Raw genomic sequence first — 16238 nt, forward strand, 5'->3', positions numbered from 1 at the left:
CGCGATGCTGGGTGAACTGCCGGGCGAGGTGGTCAGCCTCGACACCCCGGCGATCCTCACCGTGCGGCGCGTGGTCGACGACTACCTCGCGCGGAGCCTGATCCTCTGGCGGGACGTGCGCTCCCGGCAGGCCCCCGGCCCGCGCGGCGGCGAGGCCGGCGAGGACGGCCGGCCGGAACTCACCGACGACGAGGCGGTGCGCGCGTCGTCCACGGGCGCGAACGGCGAGGTCATCGCCGTCTCCGGTGAGGCGGGCACCGGTAAGACGCACCTGCTCAACACCCTGATCCACCGGTTACGCCATCCACCGCCCGGCGCCGCGATCCCCCGCAAGATCATCTATTTGTCGGCGCAGGCCTCCGACTTCGGCACGCTCTACCGGGCCTCCTTCATCACCAGGCTGCACCCCGACGAGCTCAAGGACGTCGCCCTCGGCTACTACGCCGACGTGGTCGCCGAGCGGCTCCGGATCGACTTCCCCCACCTGGCCGAGCAGGCGTCGGCGCTGGAGAGGCGCGAGGCCGGGCTCGACCCCCGCACCCTCGCGCGGCAGGCGGGGCTGGCGGCCCGGGTGCCGAGGCAGCTCCAGGAACGGCTCTGGCAGGTGACCGGGAACAAGCAGTTCGGCACCGCCTTCGCCCTGCTGGCCGACGTGCAGCTCGCCCTCGCGGTGATGGACTGGCTGGCGAGCGGCGCGCCGCCCGACGCCCGCCTCCAGGAGCAGGGGATCACCGGGAGCCTGTCGACCGACGCCCAGATGCTCGACTGCATCGGCGCGGTCACCAGCCTCTACGGGCGGCAGGGGCTGCACTTCGCCCTCGTCGTCGACGACATCGAGAAGCTTCTCGGGCGCCCCGACCCGCTCCTGCCGGACATGACGAACACGGCGGAGACGCTGAAGTCGTTCCACAAGCTGCTGCGCACCTTCGTGGAGAGCGGCGGGCTGCTCGTCCTCGGCGGCCTGCCCGAGTACCTCGACCAGCTCCCCGGTGACGTCAAGTCCCGGATCCGCACGCGCATCTCGCCGTCCCCCCTCGACGGCGGGCAGATCGCCGAGTACGTGCGGCTCCGCCAGGGCGGCGTGCTCGAACCGTTCGACCAGTCGGCCTGCGACGCGATCCACCGGCTCACCGGCGGCATGCCCCGCCAGGTCGTCCGGCTCTGCTACCGCAGCTTCCAGCTCACCGTGCCCCCCGCGCGGGTGGACGCGCCCGCCGTCCGCACGGCGGCGCGGCAGGAGAACCTCGGCTACGTGGTGCCGCTGGACGACATCCTCTCGAACGTCTCGGAGATCCTCAACGGCCGGGGCTGGATGGCCGAGACCAGCTACCCCCTGCTGCCGGAGCGCGAGCGGCCCGACTTCTGGATCCCGATGCCCCCCGGGCAGGACCGCGCGGGCTGCGCGATCGTGGTGAGCACGCCGCTGGTGCAGGCCGACGAGGCCGAGCCGCTGATCCGGCGCGTGGAGGCCATCCGCCGCGACAGCCCGAAGCGCCGGGTGGTCGTGGTGACGGGATTCCTGAGCGAGGAGATCCGCCCCTCCCTCACGCAGGCGTGCGGGGCGCCGCCGATCGTCTACCTCGCCGACCGGTTCCACGACGCCCTCACCGCCCGCCTGGACGACCTGAACCGGGAGATCATCGGTCACCGGCCCGGCCCCCCGGCCCCGGGCGACGACCTCGCGATGATGCACGACTCGATGGAGCGGATCAGGCGGCAGGTGACCGCCTCGCACGACCACCTGCTCAACCTGCAGAGCCAGGTCGAGCAGATCCGCCAGCAGGCCGACCGGCAGCTCCAGGCGATCCGGAGGGACCTGGCGCACCCGCCCGCGGGGCCCGCCGCCGCCGAGCCGGAGCGGCCCGGCCGGGACCTGCCGGACGCCGTGGTCCGGCTCTTCACCCGCGCGCTCGACTCCCTCGCCGCGATCGACGACGTCGACGCCTACATCGGGCGCTCCTTCGACCTGTCCCGCGACGACGCGGCCACCGCCGGCGCCATGCTCAGCTACCGGCTGCGCCGCTACGAGATCTTCGAGGCGATCGGGGTGAGCATGGTGCTGCGGCGCCTGGTGACCTCGTTCGAGGAGTCGGTCGCCGGCTGGCTGTCCGGCGTGCGGTCCCGGCCGGGCCCCACCGCCGAGGACCGGGCACGGCTGGACCGGCTGTGCGAGGCCTTCGAGGCCAGCTACGACGCCGTCCCGCTGTCGGCGCTGAGCCAGCTCGGCAGCCTGTCCGACGACGCCGTCCCCGGACTGAGCGGCTCGGTCGCCCAGGTCGCGATCGTGGACAGCCTGGACGGGTTGGGCGGCCGCGTCAGGCGCAACGTCCTCAGCGCGGCCGAGGACGCGGACGTCGGCGCGGACCCGCCGTCCGGCACCGCGCCGGCTCCCCCTCCCCTCTGAGCGGCGCCCGCGGGTGCTCACGGCGCGGAGCGGCCGCCGGTGTACTCGTCAATGATCGTTTCCAGGCGGCGGTCGGCGTCCCACACGTTCTTCTGCTCCAGCGTGACACCGAAGAGCACCAGGTCGTCCGGCAGGCACCGGTAGTACAGCGCCCCCTGCTCGACGTCCATGACGAGCCGGGTCAGCCGCCCCCGCAGAACGGGTCTGAGCCGGTACGACAGGGACCGCACGAGCTGCCGAGAGGCGAGGAAGATCTCCTCGTAGCGCTTGCGGTGCTCGGCGACCGACACCTTGCGGAAGAACTTCTCCAGGCTGCCGGCGGGGAGGACGTCGGTGCTGAAGAGGTGCTCGCCGCCGCGGTGGCCGGAGACGTAGTGCAGGTCGAGCGGAGAGACCCGCCACCGGCTGATCTCCATCAGGCGGACGTCGGCCCCCGGGGCCTCGAACAGGACGGGCGCCGGTTCGGGGACGTCCGGGAGCGCCGGGGCGGAGGTGCTGTAGCCGCCGAGGTTCTCGGGACCCAGCGAGAAGAGCCCGCGCAGCCGGTCGGAGATCTGCGCCATCTGCCGGTCGCCGGGCTCCACCGCCGCGCCGTCCCGCGCGACGCCGAACTGGGTCTCTCCCGGGCGGAGCGAGATGTAGTAGACGCCGCCGCCGGCGCAGGACAGGACCAGGCGGATGAGCCGCCCGCTGTCCAGCGGCGACGTCCATGAGTCGATCTTGGCGAACGTCGGGCCCAGGCTGCCGCTGACCTGGGCGTGGAGCTTCCTGTCCTGCTGCGTCAGAGCGGCGTCCTCCACCGCGAACTGGAACATGCCGTCGATGAAGTTCGCGGTGTGCGCCAGCCCGGCGGCGCCCTCGAAGACCTCCCTCACCGTGTTCTCCAGCAGCAGCGTTCCGGGGCTCGCGTCGATGTGCGCCGCACGCCGCGTGGTGGTCCTCGGGGTCTCGCTCACTCGGTCTCCTCTCCGGGCCGGCCGGTCTCAGATCTGCGGCGCGTCCCACTGGAACGCGCGGCGCTCGGTGCCCGGCGCCTCGTGACGCAGCCGCGCCCGGGTGTGGGCGAGGTTCCCGCGCACGGCGATGGCCCACGGATGCGCGTCGTCGGGATAGCAGGACGCGAGACGCTCCTCGGCCTGCTCGTCGAGGTCGAGGGCCTCGTCGAAGCGGCCGAGCGCCATCAGGGCGTTGGCGTGGTCGACCAGCGCCCCCACCACGTACGGATGGTCGTCGTCCAGCCTCTCGCGCAGCAGGTCGAGGGCGGTGCCGCTCTGCTCCCCGGCGAGGTCCGCTTCGCCGAGGGCGAGGGTGTGGACCGACAGGTTGCAGCGGGCGAGCTGGACGAACGGATGCCTCTCGTCGTACAGGCCGAGGTAGCCCATGACGGCCCGGCTCGCCTCGTCGCGCGCGGCCTCGTGCGCGCCGCAGGCGTGCTCGGCCGCGGCGACGGCCACCCGGCAGGCCAGCGTCTCGTAGTTCTCGCCCGGATGGAAGTCCAGATGGATCTTCAGCAGCCTGCGCAGCTCGTCCCTGTCGTCACCGCGCGCCTCGGGGTCGCCGGGCCGGTGCCGGCGGGTGATGCGCTGCTGGCGCTGGGCGCACAGCAGGTGGAGGTCGGCGGCGTCGTCCCGGTGGAGCTCGCGGAGGATGACGACCGAGTGGGTCAGCTCCCGCGCCGAGTCGTCGTACAGGCCGAGCCGGCGCAGGAGCGCGCCGATCTTGTAGGCGGAGATCGCGAGGGCCTCCTGGTCGCCGGGATCCACCCGGCGCTGCCGCCGCCGGTTGAGCCGCTCGATCGCCAGCGCCTCCCGGACGGAGGCGTCCTGCCCGTCCAGCGTCAGCGACAGCGTGAGGTTCGTGGCGGCGGTCCGGGTCAGCTCGTGGTCGTCGCCCAGCTCGCGGCGCAGCCCGATCAGCGTCGCGCGGTCGCGGACGAGCGCGGCGGTGAAGTCGCCCGCCTGGCGCAGGTCGGCGCCGTACCCGCGCGCGCTCATCAGCGTCCGGGTGTCGGCGTAGCCGAGGCGCATCTGGCGGTTGAGCGCGTCCTCGGAGATCTCCGCCGCCTCGTCGAAACGGCCGAGCGCCCTCAGCAGGTTGGCGCGCTGCACCTCGACGCGCAGCAGCAGCGGATCGTCGCCGTGCAGGCGCGCGCGCCAGTCGGCCGACAGCCGCTCGGCGACGTCGAGGCCGAGCGCACGGTCGTTCATGTCCCCGGCCAGGTACAGGTGGCGCACGTGGCAGGCCAGCCAGCGGCGGACGGGCCGGTCCCCGCTCGCGAGCGCCTCGCTGACGAACAGGTGCCGCTGGAGCTCGGCGAACGTCGCGGCGTGGTAGGGCCTGTCGACCTCGGCGTCGGCGGGCGCGAACGCGGCGAGGACGCGGTGCACCTCGGCGGTGACCCGGTCCCGCTCGCCGTCCCGCAGCGAATCCCGGACGATCTTCTGGACCATCCGGTGGACGCGCAGCTCCCCGCCGAGCTCGTAGTCCACCTCGGCCAGGCCGTACCGGGTCAGCCGGACGAGCAGCGCCTCCAGCCGCACGGAGTCCTCGGCGAGGTCGGGCCAGTGCGCCTCCAGCGCGGCGAGCATCGCGGGGGAGAACAGCAGCCTGCGCCCCACGCCGTCGGGCGACAGGAAGGCCGCCATCCGCATGAGGTGCACGGCGGCCCCGCCGGAGCCGATCTGGCGCAGGGCGTCGAGGGTCAGCCCGAGGACGACCCGGGCGGTCAGCAGGTCGGCCTCGTCCCGGTGGGCGCCGTCGTCGCGCGCGACCGCGCCTTCCCCCGCGGCCGCGAAGCCCTCGGCGAACAGGCTCGTGAACGTCTCGACGGCGTCCTCGACCGCCTCCATCTCGCGGAAGGCGCCCGCGGACGTCGCCGTCCCGAGGCCGGCCGCCGCGGGACGGGCGGCGCCGCGCTGCCTCCAGTCGGCGTGGCGTTCCACCCACGCCGCGGCCAGCGCCACGTTCAGGGGGAGGTCGCGCATGCGGCGCGCGAGCCGGTCGACGTGCTCGTCGGAGAGCGCGGGGACCCTCCTGCGGAACAGCTCCCGGCTCTCGGCCCTGGTGAACGGCCCCGCCCGGGTGGCCTTCTCGACCCGGCGGACCAGCGCCCCGGTCCTGAGGGTCTCGACGTCTCCGCCCGTGATGATGACGTGGTTCCCGCGGGTGGTCTCCGGCACGAGGCCGGCCAGGTCCCCGGCCCGCTCGACGTTGTCGTAGATCAGCAGCCAGGATCCGGCGCGGTTGACCTCCTCCCGGACGAACTGCGCGACGGGGTCGCCCGCGGCGGACGCGGGCCGGCGCCGGCCGCGGGCCTCGACCGCCTCGTGCATGGCGGTGAGGCCGGCCCGCACGCTCCCGGCCGACGCCGCGGTGATCCACCAGATCGCGTCGTAGTCGCCCGAGAACCGGAGGGCGTACTCCAGGGCGAGCCTGCTCTTCCCGGTGCCGGCCGCGCCGTTGATCAGGTAGATGCCGTCGCGGTCCGAGGCGAGCAGCGCGTCGCGCATGCGCTCGATCTCCTCGCCCCGCTCGACGAAGCCGCCCGCGGACGGCGGCAGGCGGCGGTACCGGGGCGCCCGGCCCGGGAACCGGGGATCGCCCATGACCGCCCTGGGGGCGGGCGGCGTCAGCGAGGGCATCAGCCGCTGGAACAGCTCGTCGCGGGCGGCCCGCTCGCCCAGGGCGAACAGGTCGATCCGCGCGGACGGCGGGACGCCCTCGGCCGGATCGTCGAAGGACAGCCGCAGGTACCAGTGGCAGCCGGGCGCCGGCGTCCCGGCCGGGGCGGCGCCGACCGCCTCGGGGCCGATGGCGATGACCACGTCGTCGTCGCGGACCGGGCTCTCCCCGGCGGGACGCAGGTGCGTCGGGCGGAGCTGGACGCCCAGCCAGTCGGCCCAGGCGCGCTGGGCGGGCGCGTAGACCACGCGGTAGTGCCGCGTCCGCAGCACGTCGTCGGCGCCGATGCTGACCCGGTACGCCTCCACCGCCTCGGCCGTGGTCCGCGGCGGTTCGAACCCCTCGTCGTCGAGGATCGTGCGGAGCACGTCGCGGTAGGCGGTCAGGAGCCCGGAGCCCGCCCGGTCCCCGGCGAACACGGCGAGCCTCTCGGCGACGGCGGCGTCGGAGGCCTTCGGGATCGCCATCCGCCCCCAGTAGGCGTTGCGCGCCGAGGGCGGCGCGGTGCCGGGGAAGAGCCACGCGAACGCCACTCCCGCCCCGCGGCGGACGCTGAGGGACGTCGCGTCCTCCACCTGCATGAGCAGCGGGAGGAGCCGGGGAACCGCCGCGGCGTTCAACTCGCGGGCGAGCGCCTCTCCGGCCGCGATGCCGCCGGAGTCGGCCCTGAACCCGACGGCCACGGTGTCGGCGAGCCTCGCCAGGGCCTCCACCGGGAGACCCGCGGCGTCGACGAGCACGTGGTCGTAGGCGGTGCGGCGCAGCCCCTCGCGGAGGGCGGCGGCGAACCCGAGGAGGCCGGGGGCGTCCAGCTCGGTCCAGTGGCCGCGGGCGCCGCCGAGGCCCTGCGCCGGGAGGAAGTCCACCCGCCCGGCGATCGGCGGGCCGGGCGGCTCCCGGTGCCGCAGGACGGGCAGCAGGTCGAGCCCGTGCGAGGCGCTCCGGCCGCCGGACCCGAACCCGCGGGCGAGGTCGAGGAGCCCGACCTCACCGGCGCCGTTGCCGGCGAACGTCCTCGCGTGGTCCTCCAGGGCGGGCGAGGCCAGGTCGCCGTCCACCAGGAGTACGGCGCGGCCGGAGAGGGCGAGCATCCAGGCGAGGTTCGCGAGGGCGGTGGTGCAGCCCGCGCCGCGCTCCGGCGAGGTGAAGGCGATGACGTTCGGCGGGCCGCTGCGCGGCGGAACGTGGGGGACCAACGCGGCTCCTTCGGGACCTCGCGTCCGGCGGCGGGCCGTCGCCCGCGCCGCGGACGCCGCTCACAAGTGACACATTCGCGACCGTTCGCACAATCCTTTCATATTCGCGCATTGAACGTGAGATACAGGGCCGATTCTCGGAGGTTCTCGCAATAGATCCGGTTGAGGGCCCTGCGGAGGGCCTCACTCGGCAGCGCGTCCATTTGATCGAGATCGAAGTCGGTCACATCGATGATGGTGGTGGGGAGTTCTTCGCTGGCATCGTCCATCGATCACTCTATTCGGCTGGTACGGCAGTTCTTTGGGGGTGACCGAATTCGGCCGCAGGTGTTCAAGCCGTTCCGCCATCCCGCGGGGGCATGGACGAGGCTAGCCTCATCGGGCAATGACGACTATGTCCCATGGCGCGTTTTCCGTGTTCTCCCGGGAGCGCGTCATGGGACGTGTCCGCGTCGCGGCCCATCCGGCAGGATCACGTTTCCGATTCGGCGCGGGGAGCGGAGGCGCACGCGTCGAAAGGCGGGCCGGAATCCGGCGGGCCGGGATCGGCGGGGCCGGACGCCGGCGCGCCGAGCCGGGCCGCGCCCGTCCCGGGCTCGTCGGCCGGGGAGGGCGACGGATCGTCCGCGAACCGGTTCAGCGCGCCGTTGGAGGCGTAGTGCAGCACGTTCACGATCAGGATCGCCGGCGCGACGATCCCGACGGTTCCCCGGAAGTCGGGCTCCAGCGCCAGCGCCAGGATGATGGCGGTGATCCCGTTCTGCTGGCCGAGGGCCAGATGGACGCGGTCGCGGCGGCTCAGCCCGTGCTTCAGCACGGGCACCACGACCAGGGAGACGAGCGCCTGCGCGCCGAACGCCGCGACGCCCAGCACCAGCGCGGGCAGCAGGTCGACGCCGTTCACCAGCAGCAGGCCGAGGGCGAAGGAGGCGACCAGGAAGGCGGTCGCCACGGCACGGTCGATCACTTTCGCGTACGTCCCGACCCTGAAGAACAGCCCGGTCAGCGCCACGGCGAGCATCAGCGTCCACTGGGCCGCGACCAGGAAGACCCCCACCAGCGCCGCCAGGGAGAGCAGATCGGCGAGCCGCCCCTGGGGCGCCGCCCGCGCGGGCCTCCGCAGGCTCCGCAACACGACGAACACCGCGAAGGCGGCGGCCACCAGCGCGAGGTTCAACCCCAGATCGGACAGGTAGGCGCCGAGCCCGTCCCCCGCCGGCCCGGCCGTCGGCGACCCCTCCCGCCCGGAGAGCCGGAAGGCGAGTATCGAGAAGTAGAGGGACAGGAGCACCGTCACGGGGTCGTCGAACGAGGCCCAGGCGAACAGGAGCGCCTTCGCCCGCGGGGACATCCGGCTGCTCGCCCGCATCGCGGCTACCGACAGCGGGTCGATCTGCGCGACGGCGATGCCGAGGACGAGGTAGCGGGCGTCGTGGAACACCAGCAGCATCACCCCGGCGATCAGGGTCGCCTTGATGACCACGCCCAGCGTGACGGCCACCAGCACGCCCCGGGCGTCCCGCCGGAGCGCCGCGAGATCGATCTCGTGCGTGCTCCCGAACAGGCCGATCGCCAGCAGGAACCCGGCGAAGAAGGAGTACGGGGCCGAGCCCGCGAGATCACCCGGATGGACGAGGGCGCCCGCGCCGAGTCCGGCCGTCGTGGCGAGCAGAGCCCCGACGACGATGAGGGGAACGATCCGCGGCAGTCGTCTCCACGATATGCGCGCACCCAAAAGGCGTACTCCGTTCCACGGGCCGACCGCGCCCTTCGGGACGGGACGGCGTCCGGATCGACGGACCCCCTCACCCGAGAACATCATAGAAATGATCGCCGTCCCCCGAAAGCCCGACGCGATATCCGCCCCCTTACCGCCTGTCCGAATCCGGCAACCAACCTGAATCCGCAAACACCTCTGTCAGCCGACCGAAACCCGTCCAACGCGACCGTCCGACGGCGAGGCGAAGAACCGGCGGCGCCACGAAGGAATTCGGGGTGATGATCGCAGTCAGTTGGCGGTGAGGGCGTCGTCGGCGTTCTCGTCCTGGTGGTAGGCCGAGGCTTGCAGGTCGTAGAGCTCGGCGTAGAGACCGTTCTGGGCCGTGAGTTCGCGGTGGGTGCCGTGTTCGGTGACGCGGCCGTCGGCGAGCACGTAGATGCGGTCGGCGTGGCGGACGCTCGCGAGCCGGTGGGTGATCAGCAGGACGGTGCGGCCCTGCCGCGCGGCGTGCCGGCGGATCTGGTCGAACAGGTGGTGTTCGGCGCGGGCGTCGAGCGCGGCGGTGGGCTCGTCGCAGATCAGCAGGGGCGCGTCCCGGTAGAAGCCGCGCGCGGCCGCCAACCGCTGCCACTGCCCGCCCGACAGCTCGCATCCGTTGGCGAAGCGCTTGTCCAGGAGCGTGTCGAGCCCGAGGGGCAGGGCGGCGATCACCTGGTCCGCGCCGGCCGTGGCCGCGGCCTCGTCGATGCTCGCCCGGACCCCCGCGGCGGCGGGGTCGTCGCCCATGGTGATGTTGTCGGCGGCGGTCATCGGCCAGTGGGTGTGGTCCTGGGCGACGACGGCGATGGCCCGCCGCAGGGCCTCGGGGTCCAGGTCGCCCACGCGGGTGTCGTCCCAGCTGACGGCGCCGCTCTGCGGGGCGTAGAGGCCGGCGAGGATCTTGGCGAGGGTCGTCTTCCCCGACCCGTTCTCGCCGACCAGCGCGACGATCTCGCCGCGGCCGAGCCGCACCGACACCTCGCGCAGCGAGGGCGTATCGCTGTCGGGATAGGTGAAAGTCACCCCCTCGGCGCGGATCTCCTCGAATCCGCGCAGCGCCTCAAGCTGCCTCTCGGCGTCGCCCGGTTCGCCGGTGCGGGCCCCCTGCACGCGTTGTTCGGCGGTCTGGCAGTAGGCCATGTAGTCGTTGAAGTACAGGCCGTCCTCATAGCAGCGGTTCAGGGCGTAGACGAGGTTGACCAGGGAGGTCTGCCCGGCGCGGATCGCCAGGACCGCCGTCCCGGCCACCGCGAGCGGCATCATGCCCCGCCACAGGAGCAGTCCGAGGGCCGCGTACATCAACGCCGTCGCGACCCCCTTGAGGACGTCGCCCCAGATCTGGGACATCGTCTGCCGGCGTGCCAGGTCGAGGAGCACGCGGCGGATGTGGACGGCCAGCGCGGCGTACTGGCGCAGCAGGAACGCCCGGACGGTGAAGGAGCGGACCTCGGCGGCGTGGCGCCGCTCGGTCATCAGGTCGGACATGATCCAGCTCCGCCGGCGCACCTCCACCAGGTCCAGCTGGGTCAGGTACCCCAGCCGGGCCGCGCGGACCGCCGCCCACCCCTCGGGCAGCGCGGTGAGCAGCAGCAGCGGCAGGAGCACCGGGTGCAGCACGCCGAGCGCGCCGGCCGCCGCCGCGACGCCGACGGCGGCGGTGAACAGGTCCACGGCGTTGTCCACCATGGACGGGGCCGAGTCCATGCCCCGCAGCCGGGCCCGATGCAGGTCGTCCTGGAACTCGGCGTCGTCGAACGCCGCCAGCTCGATCGCGGTCGTCAGCTCGTACAGCCGCTGCTCGACGATCTGCTGGACCTGCGGGCGCAGCCGGGCCTGCGCCCACTGCGCCCCCGCCGAGAACGCCGCCCGGACCGTGACCGCCGCCCCGACCAGCACCAGCTCCGGGGCCGCGGCCCGCACCCGGTCCGGGGTCGGGCCCGCCGAGAACAGCGCGCTCAGCACTCCGGTGGTGGCCAGCAGCCCGAACGCGGTGAACACCCCGGCGGCCACGTTGAACGCGATCGTCGCGGCCAGGTCCCGCCGGCTCGCCCGCCACGCGAGCCGCATCACCTGCCCGATCAGGGTCGGCAGCCGCCGCGCCATGGTGAGCGTCCCGGTGTCCGACAGCTCGGCGGCCTTGCGGTACCACTTGTGCTCGCTCAGGGCCGGTCCCATGAGCGCGTCGACCGGCGGGGCGATGCGCCTGCGCCGCCATGGCGGCCTCACCGGCCCACCTCCCGGGGCGACGAGGTCTCGCGATCACCGGGGCAGGCGGCACTGGTCATGGAACGGGCCTCCGGGCAGTAGGGGACGGCCACCACCCTCTGTGCCGCACTTGTGTGCAAGGAAGGGGTATGGCGGTCTTTGGCCCCGCGCTCCTGCGGCACAGTTCTCCACCCGCCGGGTAAGCCCCGCGAAGCGTCCGGCGGCCTGCGAGCGCCTCCCGGCCGGCGGGCGACGGGCGGGGCGTCCGTGACAAGGAGGAGGAAGCCATGGACAGCGCGGAGTGGGATCGCCGGTACGCGGGCCGCGAGCTGGTCTGGTCGGCCGGGCCGAACCGGTGGGTCGAGGAGGTCGCGGCGGACCTGCCGGCGGGCGTCGCCCTCGACCTGGCCGCCGGTGAGGGACGCAACGCGCTGTGGCTCGCCGAGCGCGGCTGGAGGGTCGCCGCGGTCGACTTCTCCGCCGTCGGGCTGGAACGCGCCCGTTCGCTCGCCGTCCGCCGGCTCGGTGATCACGCGGAACGGCTCCGGCTGGTAAAGGCCGATCTGCGGGAGTACTCGCCGGCCCGCCACGCCGCCGACCTTGTGATCGTCGCCTACCTGCAGGTCGGCGAGCGGGTGCGCCGCCGTGCCCTGCGCGCCGCCGCCGACGCGGTGGCGCCCGGCGGGCTGCTGCTCGTCGTGGCCCATGACAGCGACAACCTCGTGCACGGCTTCGGCGGACCCCAGGACCCCGCCGTGCTGTACACCGCGCAGGACGCGGCGTCCGACATCGCAGGGTCGGGTCTCCAGGTGCTGCGAGCGGAGCCCAGAACGCGCGAGGTCACCACCGACGAGGGATCGCGCACGGCCGTCGACGCGTTCTTGCTCGCCCAGCGTCGGTGACCCGCTCCGCAACACGTCCACCACGGCCCGGCTCGGCCCCCGGTCCTCGCCCTGCGAGCGGCTGCCTCGTCGCCCGCGCCATGCGATCATTCGGTCGGCTGACGTGCCGTGCGGCTCGTACCTGGATCTGGGGCGTGATGAGCGGAAGACGCGAGGTCGACTCGGTGGCGGCGAGATACGTCCTGCGCGGCCTGGGCCGCGCCGCCGTCGTCCAACTGCTCGCGGGCATCGCCCTGCTGATGCTCGGGAACCTCGCCTTCGGCGCCATGGTCGACGAGATCGGGGCCACCCGGCGTGCCGCGAGGGGCGACGGCGTCCAAGGCCTGTTCACCGCTGAGTCGAGGACGTGCTCGCGGGCTGGGTGCTTCTGGTACGGCAGCTTCCGGAGTGGCGGCGGCCGCCCTGTGACCATCGACCGGGTCCGGTTGCGAGGCGGCGGCGACCGTTCCGTCTCCGCGGGCGACGCGGTTCCCGCCCTCGACGTCGGCTCGCCGGACTTCGTGCACAGGGCCGGCGCATCGCCGGACTGGAGCGAGGCGGTCGGGGTGGGCTTCGTCGCCGCCCTCACAGGAGGGCTCGGCGCGGGCTCGACCGGCCGGGTGCTGTGGGGTGTGCGACGAACGCGGCCTCCTCGCTCGTCGCGCAGGCGTGCGGCGAGGAGCCGCGGCCGTTCCGCGATGCGCGACCTCGCCGGCCGGGACCGGTGGGGGTGGACGGCCCGGCCTGGGCGGTCCGTGGTCCGGGTGAAGGTCGCCAGGTCGTGGGGGAGGACCGTGGCGGCGGTGGTCGTCCTGGTCCCGCTGGGGGCGGCGACGCCGTCTCTCCTCGCCGGGTGGTGGACCCGCCTGGAGGGGACCACGGTGATCGAGACGATCGCCGGTTCGTGGTGGCCGGTCGTCCTGGCCGTGACGGCGACCGTCGCGATCCAGACGCTCAGGCTCGCTCTGATGCGTCCGCGTATGTGGGTCACCGAAGAAGAGGTCGTCATCTGGGACGGGCTGTTGCTGTGGAAGGCGCTGCGGATTCCGCGCACCGGCCTGGCGGCGGTGCGGTGCCCTGAGCCGGGGCGACGCCACGAGGAGGAGGCGGCCCGTCTGACTCCGTTCGGGGAGGAGACCAACCTCGTCCTGCGGACGCGGGACGCCGTCCGGCTCCCCGCCCGGCGGCTGCGCTGGGGCAACTGGTTCTGGGTCATGCTGTCCTCGCGCGGCCACGGCCCGGGCCCGACGATCCCTCAGCGCGGGCGTCCCGTCCGCTCGCTGGAACTGCGCGTCAGGGAGCCGCGCAGGACGGTCGCCGACCTCGATCGCTGGCTGGGGGAGAAAGAGGAGACGGCCCGTCCCCGGCCCGCATCGGACGATCACGCCTATCACGGCAGGCTCCGCACGTACCGCGGAACCGGGAGCAGGCGCCTGAGGATCAAGGGGCGGCTCCCCCAGCCGGTGATCGCCGAGTTCGCCGGCGAGGGTCCCGGCACGCTGAGGGCCTCCTTGCGGCGCACCGAGTTCGGCCGGGGGACCCCGCTGGTGTCGTGCGGTCCCGGAGCCAGGGCGGCCGCCACCGTCCTGGACGACCGCTGGGTGGCGGACGCCGAGCTCACCAGCCGGTTCGTGCACGTCGAAGCCGAAGGGCCCTGGACGGTCACGGTCGGCGGCCCGGAGCGGTCACGCTCGTTCGGCCGCTCGACCACGGGTCACGGGCCCGAAGTGCTCAGGTACGAGGGGTCACCTGGAGTAGCCGTCCTGACGTGCCCGGACGGGGGGTTCCACGAGATCCATCTGCGCGGACCCGACCTGTCCAGCCTCTACGGCCGCGGTTCGGTGGCAGCCGCAGGGATGCCTGGGGCAGAGGTGTCCTCAGCACCGAGCCGCAGCACGTTCGCCGTTCCCACCGGGGCCGTACTCCAGATAGGAGCCGACGACACTGAATGGCGGATCGATGTGACGCCACTGGAGCAGGCCGATGTGAGTTCCGTGGAAGACGCCGGCTCCGTGCCGCCGGCGGGCCATGTGAGGCCGTTCGAGGGCTTCATCACGGGCGACCACGCCGCGGTCGTGCGCTACCTGGGACCACCAGGACGCGTCCTGTTCCATGGCGGAGGCGGCTTCGGCCTCGTCCGTCTCAGCACCGCACTCGCTCCCGTGCGGACGCTCGTCCTCCCCGGCCGGGAGCAGGTGCTGGATCTCCGGTCGCACACTCTCCTCCAGGTCGCCGGCGGCTCCGGCGCCTGGTCCATGGAAGAAGCCCCCGCCGCCGGAGCAGGCACAGGGCGGCAGCCGCGTTCATGAGCCCGGACGGCGTCACCGCCCGCTCTCGGCTGCTGTGCGGGCTGCGCCGGGGTCAGGCTGTGCGGCCGACGCCGCCGTAGAGCCATTTGCCGACCTCGGCGGCCGGCCTGTCCGTCTCGTCGTCTTCGGGGTTCCAGGCGTCGATGGTGACGAGGCCGGGATCGACGAGCCCGAAGCCGTCGAAGAAGAGCTCGATGTCCTTCTTGCCGCGGAAGTAGATGGGGGTGGGGGTGGCCGCGTAGGCCCCCTCGATCTGGTCGACCGCCGCCGCGGCGTGCCCCTCCGTCGTCACGTGCGTCGCGGCGAGGTGGCTGCCCGGCGCCAGGGCCCCGCGCAGGGGCGCCATGACGTCCTCCCGCTCCTCCAGGGTGAGGAAGTGGGTCATGGCGATCATCAGCACGCCGACCGGGGCCTCGAAGTCGATCAACCCGGTCTTGCGGGCGTGGCCGAGGACCTCGGCGGGCCGGCGCATGTCGGCCTGGGCGACGGTGGTGTGCTCGTTGGTCGCGAGCAGTGCGCGCCCGTGCACCAGGACCACCGGATCGCTGTCGACGTACACGACGCGGGCGTCCGGGACGATCTCGTGGGCGATCTCGTGGGTGTTGCCGACGGTCGGCAGTCCGGAGCCGATGTCGAGGAACTGCCGGATTCCCCGGCGCGCCATGTACCGCACGGAGCGGCGCAGGAACGAGCGGTTCTCCAGGGCGAGTTCGCCGATCTCCGGCATGGCCCGCGCGACCCGGTCCGCGGCGTCCCGGTCGACCTGGAAGTTGTCTTTCCCGTGGAGGTAGTAGTCGTACATCCGGGCGACGCTCGGCCGAGTGAGATCGATTTCCGGGGACAAACCACCCTCGGCCACGTACGACCTCCGCTAATGATCAAATTATTGCCAGGGCAAGACTAGCCCGGGGTCGACAGGGTGGCCAAGTCCGGCCGCGGCGCTGGGATCGTCCACGCCCTTCTGCTAAGTGCGGCGAAAAGGGATGAAACGGGCTCGGTGTCAGGTTCGAGGCTCCCGCTGAAAGCGCGGCCCGGAGTCGGTGTTCCCGTCCCTGCGTCGCGGCAGCCCGGCAGACTCCTGAGAGGCCGCGTCCCGGCGCGGGGCGGACGGGATCGTCCTCGATCGGATGCCCTCGCCCGGGGGTTCCGGCGGGTCGGCGGACGCCGGGCCGGGGACGGCCCCGGGCCCCGCGACGAGGGGCGGTTCGAGGGTGGCCAGCCCGTCGGCGATGAGAGTGGCCAGGTCGCTCATGACCGGGAAGAGGCCGCGTCCGAGCGCGAAGGCGATGTCGCGCGGTGTCCGGCGCCCGTTGACCTTGGCGAGCAGTTCCCGGCGCTGGGCGTTGACGGGCACGGTACCCGCGGGCCGCTCGCTCCGCGGCCTCGAGCGCACGGACAGGCCCGGCGCGGCCCAGGAGTGGACGAGGTCGAGCCGGCGGTGGATCTCGCGGATGGCCCGCTCGGTGTCCAGGCCGGGGTCGGACGCGAGCAGCGGGGCGGGGTCGTCGGGGTCGGCGGTGCAGGTGCGGACCCCGTACAACGCCATGGCGAACAGTGCGTCGGCGACCGCCGCGCGGGTGACGACCTGCACGCCGGCGTCGCCCAGGAGCCCGCGCACCACCAGTTCGCGCTCCAGCCGGCCGTCGGGGGCGCCGGCGGTGAAGGCGGCGCTCCAGTCGGCTTCGCTGATCCGCCCCGACCGCAGCAGCAGCGGCTCGGGCCCCGGCGCGGAGGGGGTGGACGCGGCCACCACCAGCCCGTCGCGCATGCTCACCGAGCCTCCGGGCGACCCGTCCATCATCA

At 73.5% G+C, this 16238-nt stretch carries 10 protein-coding genes; 3 read left to right on the plus strand and 7 right to left on the minus strand.

Annotated features, from left to right (window positions below):
* Positions 1 to 4 precede the first annotated feature (4 nt).
* The gene (locus tag ACQEU6_RS39350) at positions 5 to 2404 is read left to right on the plus strand and encodes a hypothetical protein (RefSeq protein ID WP_499338781.1); all 2400 of its coding nucleotides are present in this window, start codon (positions 5 to 7) and stop codon (positions 2402 to 2404) included.
* 17 nt (positions 2405 to 2421) lie between these two features.
* Here ACQEU6_RS39350 and ACQEU6_RS39355 read toward each other — a convergent pair whose 3' ends face one another.
* The 5 genes from ACQEU6_RS39355 to ACQEU6_RS39375 all read right to left on the minus strand — a co-directional run bounded on the left by ACQEU6_RS39355 (position 2422) and on the right by ACQEU6_RS39375 (position 11266).
* Positions 2422 to 3360: a hypothetical protein gene (locus ACQEU6_RS39355; protein ID WP_499338782.1), complete on the minus strand. Its 939-nt coding sequence runs from the start codon at positions 3358 to 3360 to the stop codon at positions 2422 to 2424.
* A gap of 27 nt (positions 3361 to 3387) precedes the next feature.
* Complete coding sequence (gene fxsT, locus ACQEU6_RS39360; protein WP_499338783.1) at positions 3388 to 7281, minus strand: FxSxx-COOH system tetratricopeptide repeat protein; 3894 nt, start codon at positions 7279 to 7281, stop codon at positions 3388 to 3390.
* A gap of 98 nt (positions 7282 to 7379) precedes the next feature.
* On the minus strand, positions 7380 to 7550 hold the full coding sequence (locus ACQEU6_RS39365; protein ID WP_499338784.1) for an FxSxx-COOH-like cyclophane-containing RiPP peptide: 171 nt from the start codon (positions 7548 to 7550) through the stop codon (positions 7380 to 7382).
* Positions 7551 to 7753: 203 nt separating this feature from the next.
* Entirely contained in the window at positions 7754 to 9016 is a 1263-nt protein-coding gene (locus ACQEU6_RS39370) for a hypothetical protein (RefSeq protein WP_499338785.1), read from the minus strand.
* 273 nt (positions 9017 to 9289) lie between these two features.
* Complete coding sequence (locus ACQEU6_RS39375; protein WP_499338786.1) at positions 9290 to 11266, minus strand: ABC transporter ATP-binding protein; 1977 nt, start codon at positions 11264 to 11266, stop codon at positions 9290 to 9292.
* Positions 11267 to 11532: 266 nt separating this feature from the next.
* Here ACQEU6_RS39375 and ACQEU6_RS39380 point away from each other — a divergent pair, with 266 nt between their 5' ends.
* Together ACQEU6_RS39380 and ACQEU6_RS39385 are read left to right on the plus strand one after the other, a co-directional pair.
* Positions 11533 to 12147 (plus strand): class I SAM-dependent methyltransferase, encoded by a 615-nt coding sequence (locus tag ACQEU6_RS39380; protein WP_499338787.1) that lies wholly within the window; start codon positions 11533 to 11535, stop codon positions 12145 to 12147.
* A gap of 137 nt (positions 12148 to 12284) precedes the next feature.
* Positions 12285 to 14435: a hypothetical protein gene (locus tag ACQEU6_RS39385; RefSeq protein WP_499338788.1), complete on the plus strand. Its 2151-nt coding sequence runs from the start codon at positions 12285 to 12287 to the stop codon at positions 14433 to 14435.
* A 52-nt stretch (positions 14436 to 14487) separates the two neighbouring features.
* On the opposite strand, the gene ACQEU6_RS39390 is transcribed toward ACQEU6_RS39385, so the two are convergent.
* The gene (locus ACQEU6_RS39390; protein WP_499338789.1) at positions 14488 to 15294 is read right to left on the minus strand and encodes an SAM-dependent methyltransferase; all 807 of its coding nucleotides are present in this window, start codon (positions 15292 to 15294) and stop codon (positions 14488 to 14490) included.
* Positions 15295 to 15435: 141 nt separating this feature from the next.
* The gene (locus ACQEU6_RS39395) at positions 15436 to 16209 is read right to left on the minus strand and encodes a hypothetical protein (protein ID WP_499338790.1); all 774 of its coding nucleotides are present in this window, start codon (positions 16207 to 16209) and stop codon (positions 15436 to 15438) included.
* Positions 16210 to 16238: the final 29 nt, after the last annotated feature.

Source organism: Spirillospora sp. CA-108201, from assembly GCF_050936235.1.
In the GTDB taxonomy this organism is placed as follows: Bacteria; Actinomycetota; Actinomycetes; order Streptosporangiales; family Streptosporangiaceae; genus Spirillospora.